This is a genomic window from Ruegeria sp. CDSC051 (assembly GCF_059610665.1).
On the sequence record NZ_JBXWOC010000003.1, the window covers coordinates 226,887 to 246,296 of the forward strand.

The 19,410-nt window shown below is 57.1% G+C and carries 22 protein-coding genes; 14 read left to right on the forward strand and 8 right to left on the reverse strand.

From position 1 onward, the window contains the following. Positions 1-6 precede the first annotated feature (6 nt). The 7 genes from hisD to AC2FH0_RS09350 are packed head-to-tail and all read left to right on the forward strand — an operon-like array spanning position 7 to position 5,681. Positions 7-1,314: a histidinol dehydrogenase gene (hisD, locus tag AC2FH0_RS09320; protein ID WP_271949931.1), complete on the forward strand. Its 1,308-nt coding sequence runs from the start codon at positions 7-9 to the stop codon at positions 1,312-1,314. Next, the gene (locus AC2FH0_RS09325) at positions 1,307-2,068 is read left to right on the forward strand and encodes an SDR family NAD(P)-dependent oxidoreductase (protein WP_496708905.1); all 762 of its coding nucleotides are present in this window, start codon (positions 1,307-1,309) and stop codon (positions 2,066-2,068) included. Before hisD ends, AC2FH0_RS09325 begins: the two co-directional genes overlap by 8 nt. Continuing rightward, a complete protein-coding gene (locus AC2FH0_RS09330) occupies positions 2,065-3,045 on the forward strand; it encodes a zinc-dependent alcohol dehydrogenase (protein WP_496708904.1) in 981 nt (326 codons plus the stop codon). The genes AC2FH0_RS09325 and AC2FH0_RS09330 overlap by 4 nt, the downstream gene beginning before the upstream one ends. Before the next feature lie 33 nt (positions 3,046-3,078). Continuing rightward, positions 3,079-3,492, forward strand: coding sequence for a universal stress protein (locus AC2FH0_RS09335; protein WP_281973199.1), 414 nt, complete (start codon positions 3,079-3,081; stop codon positions 3,490-3,492). Positions 3,493-3,532: 40 nt separating this feature from the next. Continuing rightward, positions 3,533-4,039 (forward strand): sulfopyruvate decarboxylase subunit alpha, encoded by a 507-nt coding sequence (gene comD / locus AC2FH0_RS09340; protein WP_142637714.1) that lies wholly within the window; start codon positions 3,533-3,535, stop codon positions 4,037-4,039. Next, entirely contained in the window at positions 4,036-4,590 is a 555-nt protein-coding gene (gene comE / locus AC2FH0_RS09345; RefSeq protein WP_496692063.1) for a sulfopyruvate decarboxylase subunit beta, read from the forward strand. The genes comD and comE overlap by 4 nt, the downstream gene beginning before the upstream one ends. Further along, the gene (locus tag AC2FH0_RS09350) at positions 4,590-5,681 is read left to right on the forward strand and encodes an alpha-hydroxy acid oxidase (protein WP_496696681.1); all 1,092 of its coding nucleotides are present in this window, start codon (positions 4,590-4,592) and stop codon (positions 5,679-5,681) included. The genes comE and AC2FH0_RS09350 overlap by 1 nt, the downstream gene beginning before the upstream one ends. Before the next feature lie 228 nt (positions 5,682-5,909). Here the strand turns inward: AC2FH0_RS09350 and AC2FH0_RS09355 are convergent, their stop codons facing one another. After that, the gene (locus tag AC2FH0_RS09355; RefSeq protein ID WP_496789161.1) at positions 5,910-6,788 is read right to left on the reverse strand and encodes a LysR substrate-binding domain-containing protein; all 879 of its coding nucleotides are present in this window, start codon (positions 6,786-6,788) and stop codon (positions 5,910-5,912) included. Positions 6,789-6,886: 98 nt separating this feature from the next. Between AC2FH0_RS09355 and AC2FH0_RS09360 the strand changes: the two genes are divergently transcribed. After that, positions 6,887-7,591, forward strand: coding sequence for an SDR family oxidoreductase (locus AC2FH0_RS09360; protein WP_496789163.1), 705 nt, complete (start codon positions 6,887-6,889; stop codon positions 7,589-7,591). Between the two features lie 24 nt (positions 7,592-7,615). Here the strand turns inward: AC2FH0_RS09360 and AC2FH0_RS09365 are convergent, their stop codons facing one another. From AC2FH0_RS09365 to AC2FH0_RS09380, 4 genes are read right to left on the reverse strand one after another with little or no spacing between them, the layout of a single operon-like run. Beyond that, positions 7,616-8,404, reverse strand: a complete 789-nt coding sequence (locus AC2FH0_RS09365; protein WP_496789165.1) for a heme ABC transporter ATP-binding protein — start codon at positions 8,402-8,404, stop codon at positions 7,616-7,618. Positions 8,405-8,407: 3 nt separating this feature from the next. Beyond that, positions 8,408-9,484 (reverse strand): FecCD family ABC transporter permease, encoded by a 1,077-nt coding sequence (locus tag AC2FH0_RS09370; RefSeq protein ID WP_496692067.1) that lies wholly within the window; start codon positions 9,482-9,484, stop codon positions 8,408-8,410. Continuing rightward, positions 9,481-10,347, reverse strand: a complete 867-nt coding sequence (locus AC2FH0_RS09375; protein ID WP_496789167.1) for a heme/hemin ABC transporter substrate-binding protein — start codon at positions 10,345-10,347, stop codon at positions 9,481-9,483. Before AC2FH0_RS09375 ends, AC2FH0_RS09370 begins: the two co-directional genes overlap by 4 nt. Beyond that, on the reverse strand, positions 10,344-11,399 hold the full coding sequence (locus tag AC2FH0_RS09380) for a hemin-degrading factor (RefSeq protein WP_496708903.1): 1,056 nt from the start codon (positions 11,397-11,399) through the stop codon (positions 10,344-10,346). Before AC2FH0_RS09380 ends, AC2FH0_RS09375 begins: the two co-directional genes overlap by 4 nt. 238 nt (positions 11,400-11,637) lie before the next feature. Here AC2FH0_RS09380 and AC2FH0_RS09385 point away from each other — a divergent pair, with 238 nt between their 5' ends. From AC2FH0_RS09385 to AC2FH0_RS09410, 6 genes are read left to right on the forward strand one after another with little or no spacing between them, the layout of a single operon-like run. Further along, positions 11,638-13,668 carry a TonB-dependent receptor domain-containing protein gene (locus AC2FH0_RS09385; RefSeq protein ID WP_496708902.1) on the forward strand — a complete coding sequence of 677 codons (2,031 nt, stop codon included), beginning with the start codon at positions 11,638-11,640 and terminating at the stop codon, positions 13,666-13,668. A 20-nt stretch (positions 13,669-13,688) separates the two neighbouring features. Then, positions 13,689-14,135: a hypothetical protein gene (locus AC2FH0_RS09390; protein ID WP_496690031.1), complete on the forward strand. Its 447-nt coding sequence runs from the start codon at positions 13,689-13,691 to the stop codon at positions 14,133-14,135. Between the two features lie 4 nt (positions 14,136-14,139). Further along, a complete protein-coding gene (locus AC2FH0_RS09395) occupies positions 14,140-14,808 on the forward strand; it encodes a MotA/TolQ/ExbB proton channel family protein (RefSeq protein ID WP_496692969.1) in 669 nt (222 codons plus the stop codon). Between the two features lie 31 nt (positions 14,809-14,839). Then, positions 14,840-15,169: a biopolymer transporter ExbD gene (locus AC2FH0_RS09400; RefSeq protein WP_496705571.1), complete on the forward strand. Its 330-nt coding sequence runs from the start codon at positions 14,840-14,842 to the stop codon at positions 15,167-15,169. Continuing rightward, positions 15,169-15,561, forward strand: a complete 393-nt coding sequence (locus tag AC2FH0_RS09405) for an ExbD/TolR family protein (RefSeq protein WP_496789169.1) — start codon at positions 15,169-15,171, stop codon at positions 15,559-15,561. The genes AC2FH0_RS09400 and AC2FH0_RS09405 overlap by 1 nt, the downstream gene beginning before the upstream one ends. Continuing rightward, entirely contained in the window at positions 15,558-16,379 is an 822-nt protein-coding gene (locus AC2FH0_RS09410) for an energy transducer TonB (protein WP_496789172.1), read from the forward strand. Before AC2FH0_RS09405 ends, AC2FH0_RS09410 begins: the two co-directional genes overlap by 4 nt. A gap of 66 nt (positions 16,380-16,445) precedes the next feature. On the opposite strand, the gene AC2FH0_RS09415 is transcribed toward AC2FH0_RS09410, so the two are convergent. From AC2FH0_RS09415 to AC2FH0_RS09425, 3 genes are read right to left on the reverse strand one after another with little or no spacing between them, the layout of a single operon-like run. Next, complete coding sequence (locus AC2FH0_RS09415; RefSeq protein ID WP_496692973.1) at positions 16,446-17,180, reverse strand: ATP-binding cassette domain-containing protein; 735 nt, start codon at positions 17,178-17,180, stop codon at positions 16,446-16,448. Then, the gene (locus AC2FH0_RS09420) at positions 17,177-18,388 is read right to left on the reverse strand and encodes an alanine racemase (RefSeq protein WP_496701272.1); all 1,212 of its coding nucleotides are present in this window, start codon (positions 18,386-18,388) and stop codon (positions 17,177-17,179) included. The genes AC2FH0_RS09415 and AC2FH0_RS09420 overlap by 4 nt, the downstream gene beginning before the upstream one ends. A 16-nt stretch (positions 18,389-18,404) precedes the next feature. Beyond that, a complete protein-coding gene (locus AC2FH0_RS09425; protein ID WP_282022025.1) occupies positions 18,405-19,358 on the reverse strand; it encodes an ABC transporter permease in 954 nt (317 codons plus the stop codon). Positions 19,359-19,410 lie beyond the last annotated feature (52 nt).

Genomic DNA, 19,410 nt, shown 5'->3' on the forward strand with positions numbered 1-19,410 from the left:
GCTAAGATGAAACGTGAATACCTGAAAAAAGCGACCCTAACCGCTAAATCGGATGCTTCCGAAGTCCACGAGACGGTCAGGACAATTCTGGCCGATATCGAAACGGGCGGAGATGCAAAGGCTCTGGAATACGCAGCCAAGTTCGACCGTTACGATGGCAATGTCCTATTGACCGCCGAGGAAATCGAGGCTGCAGCCGCGCTCGTGCCGGAAAAGCTGAAAGCGGACATCCGGTTTGCACATGACAACGTCAAACGGTTTGCCGAGGCGCAAAAGGCCACGGTATCCGATGTCGAGGTTGAGATCGTACCGGGCATGGTTGCGGGGCAAAAGGCGATCCCGGTTGATGCGGCGGGCTGTTATGTGCCCGGTGGTCGCTATAGCCACATTGCGTCAGCCATCATGACGGTGACAACGGCCAAAGTTGCAGGCTGTGGTCACATCACCGCTTGCTCGCCCCCCCGTCCGGGTGTGGGTGTTGCCCCGGCCATCATCTATGCGGCGCACCTGTGTGGTGCGGACAAGATCATGGCGCTGGGTGGCGTTCAGGGCGTGGCCGCAATGACGTTCGGACTGTTTGGCCTGCCCAAGGCCAACATCCTTGTGGGGCCGGGCAATCAGTTTGTCGCAGAAGCCAAGCGTATTCTCTTTGGCCGCGTAGGGATCGACATGATCGCGGGTCCAACGGACAGTTTGATCCTGGCGGATGCGACCGCTGATCCACATATCGTGGCAACGGATTTGGTCAGCCAGGCCGAGCATGGCTATAATTCGCCTGTTTGGCTGGTCACAGATGACCGGGTGTTGGCCGAAAAGGTGATGGAGCTTGTGCCTGCCCTGATCGATGATCTGCCCGAAGTGAACCGCGACAACGCCTTTGCCGCCTGGCGCGACTATGCCGAAGTAATCGTATGTCCAGACCGCGAGGAAATGGCCGCGTGCTCCGATGATTACGCGCCCGAACATCTGACGGTACAGGCCGAAGATCTGGATTGGTGGCTTGATCGGCTCACCTGTTACGGCTCGCTGTTCCTTGGGGAAGAGACAACCGTTTCCTATGGCGACAAGGCAACGGGCACCAACCATGTGCTGCCAACGTCAGGGGCCGCGAATTATACCGGCGGTTTGTCGGTCCATAAATACATGAAGATCGTCACTTGGCAGCGCGCCACACGCGAAGGTGCCAAGCAGGTGGCCGAAGCCACAGCGCGCATTTCCCGCCTTGAGGGGATGGAAGGGCACGCCCGTGCTGCGGATGTTCGTCTGGCCAAGTATTTCCCGGATGAAGCGTTCGACCTGACTGCAAATGGCTGATCCACGATCTCTGTTCGACCTGACTGGCCGCGTGGCCTGTGTAACCGGCGCCAGCTCCGGCCTCGGGCGGCGTGCGGTCATCGCACTGGCAAGTGCCGGGGCCCGCGTGGTGGGCGTAGCCCGGCGCGAGGACGCCCTGCAGCGCTTGCAAAACGAGGTCGGCGAAGATGTGGACTACGTTGCAGCGGATGTCGCCGACCGTGATGCACTCCCACACTTGGTAGAAGCGGTCAGCGCACCGTTCGGAGCGCCAGACATCATTGTGCACGCCGCTGGCATCAACACCCGTCAGACGGCGGATGACGTGACACCAGAAGGTTGGGATCAGACCGTGGCGCTAAACATCTCGGCTCCGTTTTTTCTGAGCCAGGCGTTGGTGCCCGCGATGAAGGCCAAGAGGTGGGGGCGGATCGTGAATTTTGCATCGCTCCAAACCACGCGCGCTTTTCCCGGTGGCATCGCCTATGGGACGACCAAGGCGGGCATTGCCCAACTGACCCGCGCTATGGCCGAGGCGTGGTCGACTTATGGCATCACAGCCAATGCGATTGGGCCTGGGTTTTTTCCGACAGAGCTGACCGAGACCGTCTTTGCCGATCCGAACCGAGCCACGCGCAATGCCGCCCAGACCTGCATCGGACGCAATGGCCGTTTGGATGACATGGACGGCCCCATGCTGTTTCTCTGCTCGGACGCGTCCGGTTACGTGACCGGACAAACCTTGATGGTCGACGGAGGGTTCACAGCAAAATGAAAGCGTTGGTCTACGAAGGTGTCGAAACGCTTGGTGTGCGCGAAGTCCCCAACCCGACAGTCGGTCAGGGCCAGTCGCTGGTTCGTATCGAAGCCTCGGGCATCTGCGGATCGGACATGCATGCCTATCTTGGCCACGACGACAGGCGCCCTGCGCCCCTGATCCTTGGCCATGAGGCCGCAGGTGTGATTGAAGGCGGCGCCCGTGACGGCGAACGGGTCACGATCAACCCGCTGGTCAGTTGTGGCACCTGTCCCGCGTGTCAGACGGGCCGCGATAATCTGTGCCCGGACCGTATGATCATTTCCATGCCGCCGCGCGAAGGAGCCTTTGCTCAATATGTGGCAATGCAAGGCAGCAATCTTATCGTGGTGCCGGATCATGTTCCGTTGCAAAAGGCTGCACTGGCCGAACCTCTGGCCGTCAGTTGGCATTCCATACGGTTGGGGCTGATGGCGCTTGATCCGGGTGCCAGCCGCACGGCGCTTGTGCTGGGCGGCGGGGCCATTGGCCTTGCTGCGGCCCTTGCCCTCAAGGCACAAGGGGTCGATGACGTAACCGTTGCTGAACCAAGCGACAAGCGACGCACATTCCTGGAAGATGAATGCCTAGTGAAATCTGTACCCGCAGGGGCAGGGCAGTACGGCATCGTGGTCGACGCCGTCGGATACGCGGCAACACGCGCGGCAGCTTCTGCCATGGCTGAACCGGGGGGTGTCATTGTCCACATCGGCCTGGGCGAAGACACGGGTGGCCTCGATATCCGGCGGATGACCTTGCAAGAGGTGACGTTCATCGGAACCTATACCTACACACCGGAGGACTTCCGGGAAACCTGCACCGCGCTTTTCGATGGTGCGCTTGGCCCGCTAGACTGGGCAGAACATCGCAGCCTGAATGATGGACCGCAGGCATTTGCCGATCTACGATCGGGAGTGGTTGCAGCCCCCAAAATCATCCTCGACCCGTGGGCCTGACACTTATGATCACCAACCAAATGGAGACACTTCATGTACCATAAAATCCTCGTCCCCATGGCGCTGGACCATGGCGTGTCGACTCATACACTTGAGATAGCCAACGCGCTGCGTGCAAAAGATGCCCAGATCTTCGCCCTTCACGTTCATGAGGCGCCCCAAGGCTCTGTCAGTGCGTATCTGGACGAAGAAATGGTTGCCGCCGGGTTTGAAAAGGCGCGTGCTGATCTTGAGGGCAAATTGTCTGGACATCCCGGTGTCACGCCTGTGATTGTAAAAGGACATTCGGCCCGCACTATCATTGACTATTCCGAGGCTCATGGCATCGATTGCATCGTGCTTGGATCCCACAAACCTGGTCTGAGAGATTATTTCCTGGGCTCCACAGCTGCTCGCGTCGTGCGGCACGCAGGCTGTGCCGTCCATGTGCATCGCGCGTCCTCTTGATGACGCTCTCCTCTCCTTTCAAGAAAGGCCTTTCTGTAACATGAACATAGACAAGAAGATCACCGACGATCTTGTCGCGAATGACATCTCGTTCGTGACGACGGTGCCCTGCAAACAGCTTGCGGGCGTTATCGAGGAAATTGACCAACACCCCGATATCTTCCATATTCCGTCGAACAAGGAAGACGAGGGCATGGGCCTGTGTGCCGGTGCGTGGATGGGTGGAAAACGCCCTGCGATCATCATGCAGAACACAGCCATTGGGGTGACGATCAACACTCTTGCGACGTTGATCCAGTATTACCGGATGCCTCTGCCGATGTTGATCAGCTACCGCGGAGAGCTCCGCGAACCTGTGGCGTGCCAGGTGGAAATGGCGGTGCATACCAAGGCGCTGCTGGCGCAGATGAATATCCCCACCTACCACTTCCATCACCAGAAGGATGTGGAAGAGCTGGATATGATCCTGAAGTATACCTTTATGTGCAACAAACCCGTGGCAATCCTGACCGATGCCAATTTCTGGGGAGGCTATGGCGACCAATGATCCGTTCTGAAATCCTCAAGGAAATTGCACCTCAACTCCGAGATCAGCTGGTGGTGTGTAACATCGGCATTCCCAGCCAAGAGCTGCATGCCATCGACGATCAACCAACGAATTTCTACATGCTGGGCACTATGGGCCTTGCCTCGTCCATCGGGCTGGGTCTGGCGCTGGTGCAGCCTAAAACCGTGATCTCAATCGATGGGGACGGGTCGGTGTTGACCAATCTGGGCACCTTGCCAACCATCGGGAACAATATGCCTCCGAATTTCATCCTGATGGTTATCGACAACGGATCATATGGATCAACCGGTGATCAGCCGACTTATACTGGGCGCAAGACCGACTTGGCGGGCATGGCGCGTGCGGCCGGATGTGACAATGTCGTTGAAGTGCAGGATGTTGATACCGGGAAAGCATTGCAAGAGGCGATGGACGCGCAGGTCGGCACGGTCATGATCGTGAAGTGCGACAGTGGAAATGCCAAGATGCCGGTCATCACGATGGACCCGGTGATCATCAAGGATCGCTTTATGAAAGCGGTGGCTGGTTGATGAACCGCGCCGCGCGAATTCATTCCAGTGAGGATGCGCGGCGTTTGGCCAAGGCACGTCTGCCTTGGATGGTGTTTGACTATATCGATGGGGCCGCAGGGTCAGAAACGGGGGCTGCGCGTAACCGCGCTGCTCTGGATGACATTTGCCTTGAACCCCGGATATTGAAAGACGTCAGCAATCGGTCTTTGGACATGCCGCTGTTTGGCAAGATTGCCAAGCGGCCCTTTGGCATTGCGCCGATGGGGATGTGCAACCTGTCCAGACCTGGTGCCGATCTGATGCTAGCGCGGTTGGCCGCACGCGAATCCGTGCCTTTGGGGGTCTCGACCGTGGCCTCAACCCCGCTGGAAAAAATGATCGAGGTTGCCGAAGGGCACGCGTGGTTCCAGCTTTATTTCAGCGGAGACGGGACGGGGTCGTTCAAACTGGCAAAGCGTGCGCAAGATGCCGGTTACGACACCCTGATCGTCACGGTTGACGTGCCCGAGGTTGGTCGCCGACCGCGTGAGTTGCGCCATGGTTTTACCATGCCATTCCGTATCGGACCCCGCCAATTTCTGGACTTTGCCCTGCACCCGCAATGGTCGCTTATGTCACTTGCCGCAGGTCGTCCGCAGATGGCAAATTTCGAGATGCCGGGCTTTGAGTTCGACCGCACCGAAAGCCGCGCGAGGGCGACTTGGACAACATTGAAGGCTCTGCGCGATTTGTGGCAAGGCAACCTGGTAGTAAAAGGCGTGACCAACGCCGAGGATGCGCTGCAGCTGAAATCCGAAGGCGTTGACGCCATTCAAGTATCAAATCATGGCGCGCGGCAACTTGAAAGCGCACCCGCTGCCGTTCACGCGCTGGGCCGGATACGAGACAGCGTTGGTGCGGATTTTCCGCTATTTTACGACAGTGGCTTACGATCTGGCGAAGACGTTCTGAAAGCCCTCGATCAGAGTGCAAATTACGTGTTCTTTGGCCGCGTATTGCAATTTGCCATCGCCGCGGCCGGCGAAGAAGGTTTGCATAGACTGTGGAATATCCTCAGCGAAGAGTTGTCCAGTGCACTTGCTCAGGTTGGTCGGACGAAACTGACCTGAAGCAACTGAACAAATGTGAATGCCGTCGGTAATGCCTCTAACGCACACGATCCGGATGCCGCTACGAATTATTTTGCCCCGGACGCTGTGTTCGACTACGCCAGCGGCCCGAGGTGTTTGCCCGCCGGTTCGAGAGCACTAAGACCCTGAATTGGGAAGCGTTGGGAAACCTAAGCAATCCTTCATTTCAGACGCGCATGCGTGCGCTTTGCAGGAATCGAAAGCCGATCACGTTTCTTTCGCCGACCGCGATTTTAGCCAGTTTACGACTTGCATCACCGCGTGTTGGTTTGCGGCCGAACGCTCTATGAGGAGGTAAAAATCGCTACCACCGATGTCTCTTGCCGCACCAACCTCTACCAGGCGTCCTGTCTCAAGATCTCGGGAAACCATGAAACGGCTGACAAGGGCCACACCCTGCCGCGCGATCGCAGCGTCAACTGCAAGCGCTGTCTGGCTTAATCGAAGGCCGCGTTGCGATTTGTCACGAACCCCTAGGTCTGCAAGGTATCGCGGCCAAAGGTCATGCGTGTCATGAATTTTGGGCAGGCGTGCAAGGTCATCTGGTGTTAACGAATTGAATCCGTCGCTGATAAATTCGGGTGCGGCGACGGCAATCACCTCTTGTCTGAAAATAAGCGCCGCCCGAAGCGCGGCGCCAAACGGCGGCGATCCCTGCCGGACGGCAAGGTCGATCCCGTCGCTGTGAAAGCTGGAGACTTTTTCAGTGGCCATGATCCGCAAGTCGATTTCCGGATGGCTCTCAGCAAAGTCCGGCAAATTCGGGATCAACCATCTGGCAGCAAAAGTCGGGGTGACGCTTATTATAACCTTGTCCGGTTCCGGCTTTAGCTCGGCGGTTGCTGATCTAAGGCTCGCAAAGGCAACCGATATACGTGCGTGATAGCTACGGCCAACCGAGGTGAACTCCAATCCTTTGGGCACCCTTTCGAACAATGTGACTTCTAGGTGAGCTTCCAGCAGTCGCACCTGCTGCGCCACCGCCCCTTGTGTTACGCCCAACTCATCGGCAGCGGCGCGGAAACTGAGGCGGCGCCCAGCGACTTCGAAAGCCCGTAAACCGTTGAGGGGAGGAAGATCAGCCATGAGACAATAGTATTTCTACTGTAATGAAACATCAAATCTCAATCGAACGACCCATCGAAACGGGATATTTTCGCAGAATACATAAGGGGAATCGTCAGATGGCAGTAGAAAAAGTAGCTTTGATTACCGCGGGCGGGAGTGGCATGGGGGCTGACGCGGCGCGCCGGCTTGCCAAAGATGGCTTCAAAGTCGGCATCCTCTCTTCTTCGGGTAAAGGCGAAGCACTCGGCGCCGAGCTGGGTGGTTTTGGCGTCACTGGTTCTAACCTCAGTGGTGACGATCTGACTGCTTTGGTCAAGGGCGCGACGGAGCGTTGGGGCCGCGTCGATGTCTTGGTCAATTCCGCCGGTCATGGCCCGAAAGGGCCCGTATTAGAGATCGGTGACGATGACTGGCATCAAGGGATGGAGGTCTATCTGATGAATGTGATCCGCCCAACTCGGCTGGTGACACCCTTGATGCAGCAACAGGGCAGGGGGGTGATTATCAACATCTCTACTTTCGCGGCGTTCGAGCCCGATCCGCTGTTTCCAACATCAGGCGTCTTCCGGGCAGGATTGGCCGCCTTTACCAAACTTTATTCCGATAAATATGCCGCAGAGAATATTCGCATGAATAACATCCTGCCGGGTTTCATCGACAGCCTGCCCGAAACAGAAGACCGCAAAGCCCGGATTCCGATGGGGCGTTACGGTCATGCTGCGGAGGTCTCTTCGCTTGTCTCATGGCTGGCGTCTGAAGGCGGTGGCTATATGACGGGTCAAAACTTGCGCGTTGACGGAGGATTGACCCGCGCTGTCTGAGGCAACGTATCTGTTTGCACAACATCAAGCCTCAATGCATTTGTGCATTGCCTGAGGCAGTACAAAAGGAAGCGGGCCGGTCGGCACAATGCCGATCGGTAGGTTGATGCCGTAAACTTGCTGCATCAGGTCGTCGGTGAGGATATTTGAAGGTGTGCCAGAGCCCCAGACAGTGCCCTGTGACATCACGTAAACACAGTCTGCAAATAGCGCGGTGAGGTTCAGATCGTGCATCACCACCACCACACCTCCACCTTGGGCGGCAAAATCGCTTGCGATACCAAGGACCGTAAATTGATGCGCGATATCCAGGCTGGCAACCGGTTCGTCCAGTAAAAGCCAGCTGGGATGATCGGCCCGTTGTGCCTGCCAGACCTGCGTCAAAACACGGGCTAACTGTACGCGCTGCTGCTCACCCCCGGACAGGGTCTGGTAAGACCTCTGCTCGAACCCTGCTAGGTCGACATGTGCCAGGGCGGTAGTGACCGAACCGTCATCTTGTGCGGCCAACCCGTTTGCCAGCCCCAGTCTGACAATCTCGTGCACTTTGAAAGGAAAGGCCACGCTGGTCGATTGTGGCAGCACGCCCCGTTTCGCGGCCAGTTGCCAGGGCTTTAACTCTGAGATGTCGTGGCCGTTCAGGGTGACGGTTCCGGTCGAGGCAATCTCTCCGGCCAATGCCTTTAGTAAGGTCGATTTGCCCGATCCGTTGGGCCCGATGATTGCGGTGACATGACCGGGATCGGCCTTGAAATTCACGTCGTGCAAGATGTCCTTTCGGCCCAGGCTGACGCAGATGTTCTTACCTTGCATGATTTACATTCCCATAATGCCGTGGCGGCGCAGGAGGATCCAAAGAAAGACCGGTGCGCCGAGAATTGCCGTGACGATCCCGATTGGCAGTTCCGCCGGGGCCACCACGACCCGGCTGATCATGTCGGCGCATAGCAGCAGACTGGCACCCAGCAGGGCGGAGTTCATCAAAAGCCTGTGGTGGTCCGGCCCCGTGGCCAGCCGTAGCAAATGGGGGACCACAATTCCGATGAACCCGATGCCGCCGGACACGGCAACAGCGGCCCCGGTGGCCCCGGCAACGGCCAGAATGGCAATGTTCTTGCTGCGCTGAACCGGGATGCCCATGTGATGGGCCACCGCCTCTCCCATCGCCAGACCGTTAAGCGCGCGAGCCAGAAATTGTGTGCTTGCAAGGGCAACCAAAATGATAGGCGCAGCCGAGGCGATTTTGGTCCAGGTTGCCCCAGCTAACGATCCCATTCCCCAGAACGTCAGGTCGCGTAATTGCTGATCATCGGCCATGTAGACCAGAACACCCGATGCAGCGCCGGATAAGGCACCTAATGCAATGCCGGCCAGTAGCATAGTTGCGACCGATGTCCGCCCTCCGCTGGTCGAGACACGGTATAGGATCAGAACAGACGCCCAGCCACCAAGAAAAGCAGCAATGGCCACTAACCCGTTTCCGGTCCAGACCAAAACCGACACTGGCACGTGGCTGCCAAGCATGATGGCTGAAATTGCGCCCAGACCTGCGCCCGCGCTGACGCCGACAATTCCGGGGTCCGCCAACGGGTTTCGGAAAAGCCCTTGCATGACCACCCCTGAAACAGCCAGTGCGGCACCGACCAGAATCCCCATGGCAAGCCGGGGCAAGCGTATGTCCCAAAGGACAATCCGATTCAGGTCAGACAGGGACCGCCCATTGATTAGGTCGATCACCGCCATGTTTAACGACGCATCCGAAGCACCGACTGAAATGCTTGCGGCGCTGGTTAGGCCAAGCAATACCAGTAAGGCCAAAGTAACCCGCCGTGCAGTTGCTCGCCGATTGTACCCAGGTGCCTCGGCGCTCATATGATCCAACGTCAGCGTCATGAGCCACCTTCATCCTGCAAAGCTGCTGACAGATCAGAAATGGCACTGGCGGTTCTAGGGCCAAACCCAAGAAGATATGCACCCTGCATGCGGATCAGCATCTTGTTCTGGCCCGCCGGGGTCAGCTTGACTGCGGGCAGTGAAAAGAGCGCGGCATCCTCGGTATTATTATCACCCCGCCGATCCATCATAAGGATGACATCAGGCGCAGCCGACACCAGCGCTTCGGGCGTCATTGGCTTGTAACCTGACACTTTGGCGGCGGCATTTACACCGCCAGCCAATCGAATGATGCTGTCTGCTTGGGTATCCACACCTCCCACTGTGATCCGGTTATCCTGCACCGACAGAACAAACAGAACCCGTTTCGGGTTGGATCCTGCGGCACTACTAGCCGCCAATTCCGCCTGATTGATCTGGCGTATGGTTTGCGCTGCCAATCCCTCGGCAGCAACGTCAGCTCCCAGCACGGCCCCAACGGTTTGGATTTTTTCGACCACGCCTTCCAGAGAGAACTCATCCTTGATCGTGACGTATTGCACGCCCGCTTCCTGCAGAACCGCAATCGCCTCTGCTGGTCCTGAACCTTCAAGCGCCAGGACCAAGTCTGGTTCTACCGACAAAACGCCTTCGGGCGACAGCGCGCGTCGGTATCCGATATCGGGCAGGTTCATCGCTTCTGTCGGGTAGGTTGATGTTCGGTCGCGACCAACAAGCCTGTCTTGCTGACCCAGAGCGTAGACGATTTCAGTGATGGAACTGCCGATCGCGATGATCCGCTTTGGTTCGTCGTCCGCAGCCTGCGCGACCTGTGTACTTAGCAGCATAGCCAAGGCAGGCCAGATCACTCGCATCCTGTTCATGTCAGCGCGGCCTCGGGTTGGGGTTCAAGTGCGGCAACTAACTCATTCCAGATTGGGCGATGGTCGGTATCGCCGGTGCGCTGACCAAATATCTGGAAGATCAGCCCACCTTCTGCATCGAACGCCTCGACCGAGACGGCGGGGCCGCGCTGAGTCGGTTTGGTGACAGCCCAGACCTCTGCAATATGGTCCGTCCTCAGATGCAGATTGAAACGCGGGTCAAGCACATTGAACCAGGGTCCCATCTGCTTGATCGTTCCGATAAGGCCACCGTGAATTTCGATACATCCACGATTGCCAACAAAGATCATCACCTCAATTTCCTTGTCGCACACCTGTTCGAACATTGGTGATATTACCGACGGCGTCAGTTCCCTGACAAGCGGTTGGCCGGCGATGCGATAGGCCCCCAATCGGTTCATCTTGAGCTTTGAGGTCAAGCGCATGAACTGGTGGGTGTCCGTCATCTTGGCCCATTCCGCACGTAGGATTTCCGTCTTTTCGGGGTTGGCCTTGGGCGCTTCGGTCGGTCGGCGCGGTTCTAAATCAAGAGTTTGCGATTGGTCCTCAGACGCAAGGGCGCTGACAAGCTTATCCCAATGGTCCAGATCCGATCCTTCGCGCAGGAATATCTTGTGCACCGCATCGCCTGCGGCATCAAAGACCTGAAGCGAGCGTTTCACACCGCTGTCGGTTTTGCGTTCGATCGCAAAGGCATGGACCCAGTGGCTGGGAAACATGCGCAAATCAATCTCATCCGTCAGAACCATCGAGGCATGCGCGCCCGAATGGTAATTGTCGTATTGTCCGACCTTTTCGATCACGCAGGAGATATTGCGCGTCAACGCCATGACCTCTCCCAACCCGTTGAGCATTGGGAAAATGTCATCAAGGCTAGCCGACAGCCGCGTTACGTCCAGCCCAGCGAAGGCTGCAACCAGCTGCCCTTCGGTCAATCCAAGCGATTCTGCCAGATCGCGGTCACGCTTACCGCTGTTTTGCGCATAGGCTGCGCGAATTTGATCGGGGGTGTTAGGCACCTGTTCCGTCATGGGGTTTCCCATCTTACGAGTTGATTTTCGGAGGTGCTGGCCCGGCTGCCGATTTCCTCGGCTGCCCGCTGGCAAGAGCCGTCAGAACGACTGCGATTTATTGTTGACTGTTTTAGTAACCTTTATTAACGAGCACAAGTCGCCAAAATCGGCGAGTCTAAAAAACAATAAAACAGACTGACCAAAGCCAGCATGGCGCAAGCATTTCAGGTCCTCCTACTGTTTCGAAGGGACAGAGATGCGTGTGCAAATACGGAAGATAGCTTTGCTGGGAACGGCTTCGTGCCTCAGCATGATTGCGGCTGGCGCTATGGCGCAAGAACAAGACGATGGTTTCCTGGGCACCCTGATACTTGGGGAAAGCAAACGAGAGATTCAGACAGACACTGCCGTGCCGGTCACAAATATTGATCAGGAAGAGATCAACGACCGGCAGGCCAATACGGTTGCAGAGCTGATCGACTCGGTTCCGGGGGTAAGCCTGGTGAACGGCTCGACCCCTCAGGGATCGGGCATCAATATTCGCGGCTATGGTGCAAACGGCACGTTCGGAACCGACCAGAAGGTACTGATCCTGGTCGATGGTGCCACAACGGGCGCGGAAGAGCTGTATCGGATCGGCAACCAGCTTTTTACTGACCCCCAGCTTTACAAAAGCGTCTCGGTCATTCGGGGCACTGTCGGTTCATTCGAATATGGGTCCGGGGTTGTTGGTGGTGTCGTTCAGCTGGAAACCAAGGGCGCGTCAGATTTCACCGGTGGAGAGCCGGGTTTCCGTTTCCGTCAAACCTTTGAAGGGTATTCCAACGGTAACGGATTTGCCTCGTCCTCTATCCTGGCTTGGCAGCCGAATACCCAAACGGAATTTCTGTTCAACTACGCCTATCGGGATCAGGACGATCAGGAGGATGGAAACGGCAATACGATCGGCAACAGCGCGTTCACGCTGCCGTCGCTTCTGGCTAAGGGCAAATACAGCTTCGGCAACGATCTCGAACATTCGTTCACCGCATCCTACAACCAGTCCACATCTGAAGAGCGCGACGTCCCTTATGACTCGTTTGGCACCACGTCGGATGCCTTTGGTAATGTAGACCGTGATATCGAAACAAAGATCGGTATCCTGCGGTATCAATATCAACCCGTTGGAAATGATCTGGTCGATCTGGATGTGAACCTCAGCTATTCTGAGCAGGCGATCGAAAGCAGCTATGTTTCCGGGTCTTCCAGCCTTGAGGGCACGCCATTCTTCCCTGGAATTCAGGCTCTGGCTGATGCCACGCATAACTATGAAACGACAAAGCTGACGATCAAGAACACGTCGTATTTCCAGACCGGCATCGCCTCGCATGATCTGCGGGCAGGGATTGAATTCATCAACCGCGAACGGTTGGACGCGGCATCGGCGCCGGGTGGAACCGACCGTCGATTTGCCCTGTTTGCTGTGGACGATGTGCAGATCGGTGACAATCTGACGATTACCCCCGCGGTGCGATATGAGACGCAGGACATCGACGGTGATGATGACGCCGCGGCCCCGTTCAACGAAAGCTATGACAACAACGCGCTTATGGGCGGGTTGTCGGCGCGGTACGCGTTCAACAGCGGTTTCGCGATCTTTGGTGGTGCGGCCTACACGGAAAGCCTGCCGATCATCGATGATCTGGGCACGCCGCTTTACATGACGCAACCCGAGAGATCCCGCACGTGGGAAGCTGGTTTTTCCTATGATCGCGGTGACGTGTTTGCCGAGGGCGACGTGATCCGCGCCAAGGTCAATTTCTATCAAACGACCCTGTGGGATATCACCTCCTACGTCTCTGGCACCCCGTCTCAACCTCTGTCCGAAGTGGAAACAAAAGGCGCCGAGATCGAAGCCTCTTATGCCAATGCGGGTGGGTTCTACGTCGATTTCAACTCGAACATCGTGACGGGTACGGAAACCAGCGCCACCGGCGATGACTCGCGTTGGCGGAATGAGCCGTCGGATTCCGCGCGCCTGACATTGGGCAAGCGGTTCGGTCAGACGTTGGACGTCAGCTGGGAAATCTTCGGTGCCCGGGCCGGAACGGACTCGAGCGGGGACGCGACCGCGGGATACGGAGTAAACTCTCTGCGTGCGACCTACATGCCGCAAGAGGGTGTGTTTGAAGGCTTTGAGCTGCGCGCCGGTATCGAGAACATCCTTGATAAGGACTACCGCCCGAACCTGTCGACCCGCAATTCGACGGGCCGGACCTTCAAGCTCGGCCTGGCCAAAACCTTCTGATCCCAAGGAAAGGACCCGTTATGCGAAGTGCGGCAGCAAACAAAGCCAGCGCTGTCCTGTCGACCCTGCTCTCAGTCTTGGGGGCAGGGATCGCCAGCGCAGAAGACGTGCCCAAGACTGGCGGCGTATCAATCGAACTCAGCTCTGCCGAAGCAAGGGGGCAAAACTGTCTGCTCAGCTTTGTCGCCGAAAATATGCATGAGGTCGACATCAACGGTGCGGTCTATGAAACCGTCCTGTTTGGCAAAAACGGTGCGGTCGCGTTAATTACCCTGCTGGATTTCGAAGAACTGCCCGCAGGCCGCCCACGGGTCAGGCAGTTTCAATTCACCGACATGGCCTGTGACCAGATCAGCCGGATTCTGTTCAACGGCGTGCAGGAATGCATGACCCAGAGCGGTAACAAAGATGCCTGCATGAATGGCCTCAGTCTAAAAAGCCGCCTTGAAACTGAGATGATTGGATAAAGCTATGTCCGAAATGCTGCAAAAACTGATGGAAATCCTGCAATTAGGGGGCCCGGTGGTGGCGATCCTGATTGCAGCCTCAATCGCGACCCTCGCCTTGGTCTTTTACAAAATCTGGCAATACAAAGCGGCGGGAGTCGGCCGTCACGTCGAATTGTCAAGGGCGATCGACGCATGGGACCGAGAAGACCCCACGGCCGCCAGAATATACCTGAACAAAAGCCGTAGTTACCTGGCGCCGGTGATCGCAATGGCATTGTCCGGGAATGATCGCACCTTGTCCGAACGGGTCGATGCCGAGGCTGAGACGCGATTTGCAAAACTGGAACAGGGTCTCAACGTGCTGGACATCGTCTCGCAACTTGCGCCCCTGCTTGGATTGTTCGGCACAGTGCTGGGCATGATCGAAGCCTTCCAGACCCTGCAGGGGGCAGGCAACGCTGTTGACCCATCGTTGCTGGCTGGGGGCATCTGGGTGGCGCTGATGACAACAGCAGCAGGGCTGGCTGTAGCCATGCCGACGTCACTGATCCTGACCTGGTTTGAGGCCCGCGTGAACCGGGAACGCGTCTTTGCCAACCGTGCGCTCAGAACAATATTTGCCCCCGGCCATGCCGAGGAGACCGAGCAAACGGCAGGGGCGTCAATTACGGCGCTGGTACATGGCGCTTAATGTGCAAAGAAAGCGGCGCAAACGCCTGTCAATGACGTCGCTTATAGATGTCATCTTTTTGCTGCTGTTGTTTTTCATGCTGACATCCACATTCTCGAAATTCGCCGAGATTCAGTTTTCGACGGCCTCAGTCGGCGGCGCGGAGCCAGACCAAGCCATCCGGTTTATTAAACTGGATGCAGACCGAATTCTGGTCGATGGTGCGCCTGTACCATTGGCGCAGGTGGCTCCAATGCTGCTCGACGCCAAATCCCAAATCGCGCTCATCAGCCTGGGTCCGAGGGCAACCTCTCAGCAGCTGATTGATCTGCTCATCGGGCTGGCACCTGTCGAAAACCTGCGCACTCAGGTTTTGGGCTGATGCAGTTGAAATCGAAGCCCAGACAAAGCCGAGATCCAACCATCGCGCTGATCAATGTCGTGTTCCTGATGCTCATATTCTTCATGATCGCAGGCACCCTTACGCCGCCGCTCAACGGATCGGTTCAGCTTGTCGAAACGATGGATCTGGAGGGACGCGAGCCGCCTGATGCTTTGGTTATTCGCGCCGATGGCACACTTGAATATCGCGGGGCAGAGCTGACCAATGCTGCGGCCTATGTCGAGAGGGCGGCTGTTGATCTGCCCCTTGATGCGGTTCGGATCGTGCCGGATCGATCCTTGCCTGCAGTCACGCTCAAACAGATCAGCGATGACTTGAGCGGGTTGGGCGCAAGACAGGTCTATGTCGTGACGGAAAGGGGATTACGATGATAACCAAATCCCGCGTGGTAGTTGTGATTTCTGTCGCATTGGCCGTAGCGACACATGGCCTTGCGCTTTTGGATTATTCGACCGCCGAACAGGTGCAGGTCGAAGGTGGCGGAGAGGAGAGGGCCGCCGCGCTGGGATCTGTATTCAAGGACTTCGTCGCCGGAACAAATGCACCAGCACCGGCCAGCACGCGCAAGAAACCGGCAGCACCTCATCGGTTGCATCCCAAGGCCCGCCCTGTCAAGCAGCAGCGCACAACGTCGCCGCAAACTCTCAGCCCGGTTGTGAGCAGCGCTACGGCCGCGACCGCTGTTGCGCCAAGCCCTCTCAGGCCTCAGGACGCTGAAACACCGAACAGACAGGGTGATGCTGCTTCGGTGTCGCCGACCGAGGATGCCAAGCCGCCGGAACCGAAGAAACAGGCAAGCAATCAAACTGCCACCGCGCATGGCAACGCGAAACAATCGGGGAAAAAAGGTGACGCCACCGGGAAAACCACGAAAGGCGCGGCAAATGTTGCTACATCCACGTCAGCGCTGACCGCATCCGGCAATGCTGACGCCAGCAACTATGCCGGACAGATTAAACGCAAGATTATCCGCGCCCGGAGAAAGAGCGCCAATATTCGAGGTGCCGCGTTGGTGGCCTTTCGAATAGCTGAGAACGGGACATTGCAGGCGGTTGGAATAGTACGCAGTTCAGGATCAAAGCGGTTGGATCAGGTCGCCCTTGCCCAGGTAAAAGCGGCTGCACCCTTCCCGCCACCTCCGGCAGGGGTGAGACGAGATTATACTTTCGAAATCATCGGGCAGCGATAGGTGTCATATCCGATCGAGCCAAAGGGCCCCTTCGTAAAGATGGGGACACGGCTGCGCTTTGCGCCATCAACTATGAACACCGGTGATCATGGCGACAATTTCGTTCTTGTCGGTCTCGGCAGTTGTCCTGACGCCTATCTGTTCACCCCGGCGTAAAACGCAGATGCGGTCGGCAAGACGAAAAACCTGATCCAGGGAATGGCTGATTATCAAAATTGCCAGATTGCGATCCTTAAGTGACGCGACAAGGTCCTCAACCTTCGCAGTCTCTGCAACGCCAAGTGCTGCAGTGGGTTCATCCAGAAGGATCAATTTGCTGGCCCAATGGGTTGCTCGCGCGATAGCAATGCCCTGTCTTTGGCCTCCGCTCAAATCACGTATGGCTGCGCGCTCAGAGGGGATGCGCACGTCAAGCTGATCAACAAGGCTTTGGGTTTCGGCACGCATGCGTGCTTTATCCAGCAGTCCAAAGGGTTTGCGCGTCAGTTCGCGGCCCAGAAACATGTTCATATAAACCGGCTGTTCGTCAGCCAATGCGAGGTCCTGATAGACCACCTCAATACCATGTGATCGAGCCGCGCTAGCATCCGAAAAACCGACTTCTTCGCCGTCGAGCGCGATCTCGCCGCTGGTTGGTCGATGCACGCCAGAGATGATCTTGACGAGCGTGGATTTACCCGCGCCATTATCACCGACCAGAGCCACGATTTCACCGGGGTAGAGGTCCAGTGAAAAATTCTGGATTGCGACCACTCCGCCAAAAGATTTGTGGATTTGCTTGAGGGAAAGAACCGGAGTCATTGCGCAAATGCTCCCGGCCAGCTGACGTGGTCGCCAAAGCCGTTTTCGATTGAGGTAAGCTCTGGCATTCCGCTGTCTACGCCTTTTATCCCGGCAACCAAAGCGCGGGTTACAAAGGCCTGCCCACGGAAACCGAAGACAACCGTGTCGCCTGGTGCGGGGTTTTGATCGCTGTCGCTGTCGATCATGGCGTAGTAATCTATTGCGGAATAATCAGGAATTTCGACATTTCGCAGGGCTGACCGGCTGATTGTCGGGCTGCTGCTTACCAGCGCCCGAACCTGGTATTTCGGGAAAACCGGATCGATATAGAGCCCGCCGCCAAAGCAATAGGCTTTCCCGCCGTGATGGTGCGAGACCTCGGAAAGGTAAAGTACGGCGGGATCCTCAGGAAGGTCTTCTACCGCATGGAGAGGCGTCGTGCCATGTAGGCCATTGCCCGGTTCAACCTGCGTGGCCCCGGCTTCGGCTAATGCCGGAAGAACAGCTGAAGATGTCGTTCCGGGGGCATTGATTTCGACCTCCGTACGCCCAGCACGCGCCAGAGCTTCTGCAGCCATGTTGAGCGTGTGGAGGTTTGGGGTCGGCACAACCTTGCGGTCATCCTGGTCGAAAAGCAGGGCGGGAAAGGTCGTAATGCCTGCAAAGCGCCCGCCCTGCAGCGCATCCAAACGGTCAGCCACCGCCAGGATATCATTCGCGTCAAATCCCCCCTCGTGGCCACGATAAAACGTATCCCCTTCAGTCTGGATGCGCGCCATCAGTGCCTGTTCTCTCTCGGCCCGAGCAGAGGCGTCTGCCGCCTCTTTTGCCTTGTTGTCCGAGAATACCGTCCAATAGTCCGGGCGTAGTTTGGCTGCGGCGAAGAGAGCTTCTTGGCGGGGCACCTGTACAAGGTGACCCAAATGACCTGTCCTTAAGCCAGCGCGGTCACATGCCAAGGCGCAGGCCATATCCACGGCGACGGACCGGCTGATGCCACCGCGCATGACCGCCTGACAAAAGCCGGAATGGCGGCCCACCTGTTTGGTCATGGCAAAAGTTGCAAGGCCATGCCCACGGGCCACATCAGAGAAAAGGCGCGCGTTGCGTTCGACGGCATCCAAGTCAAGCACATAGGCGTTTGCGGGGATCTTCCCTTGTTGATGCAAGGCCATGGCGGCCTCGATGAACTTGGGGTTGCGGCGTATGAGAAGATCAAGAAACATTGGGTTGCTCCGGTGTCTATCGGCGGATTTCGCGGAGTGAAATTGCTACGGCGATCAGTATGATCAGCCCGCGTACGATCATCTGGTCCGAGACCTGCAGCCCCATCAGGATCAGCCCGTTATTCAGCATTCCCATCATGAGCGAGCCCAAAAGCGCACCTATTATGGATCCCTTGCCGCCATTAAGCGCAGTGCCACCTACGATGACAGCGGCAATGACTGTCATCAGATCGCTTTCGCCCATTGTATATTTGGCGGCTTGAATACGCCCGGCATAGAGCAAACCAGCCAGCCCAGCGGTTGCGCCGCACAAGGTCAGAACCATCAGCCGGATACGGGGAACCCTGATGCCAGAGACTTGGGCTGCGCGGGCATTGTCCCCAACGGCCAGAACGTGTGCGCCAAAACGTGTGTGCCGGTAGATGACATGGCCAATCAGCACTGCAATCACGGTCCAGATAACAAGTGAAGGTACACCAAACAGCTTGCCCGAGCCGAAGACCCCGGTGAAAGTCCCGTTAACGACAGGAATGGATCGCAGATCGGTCATCGAACGCGCAATTCCGGCAAATAACCCCATGGTGGCCAAGGTCACCAGAAATGATGGCAACCGCAGATAGGCCACCAAAGCACCATTGAACGCGCCGATCAGAATGCCTGCGCCAAGCCCCGCTGCGACACCCAGGATCATTGGGCCGTTCTGCATCGCAACAGCTGCCGAGAGGGCTGCAACTGCAACGACAGAGCCAAAACTCAGGTCGATCTCTCCGGCTGACAGGGCAAAGACCAATCCGATGGCCATGATCGTGGCTGGGGCTGTCTGAAGGACGATATTTGTCAGATTCCGACTGGTCAGAAACCCGTCATCGTAGAGAGTGATCCCAAAAAACAGAAAGATCGCAAGAAAGCCGAAATAAATGACGCAGCGCTGTAGATCCAAGTCGCGCATACGTTGAAAAGCCTGTTCCATGGATGCCTCTGGGAATATCCGGTTGCGGCAGGTCGCCAGAGGCGACCTGCCC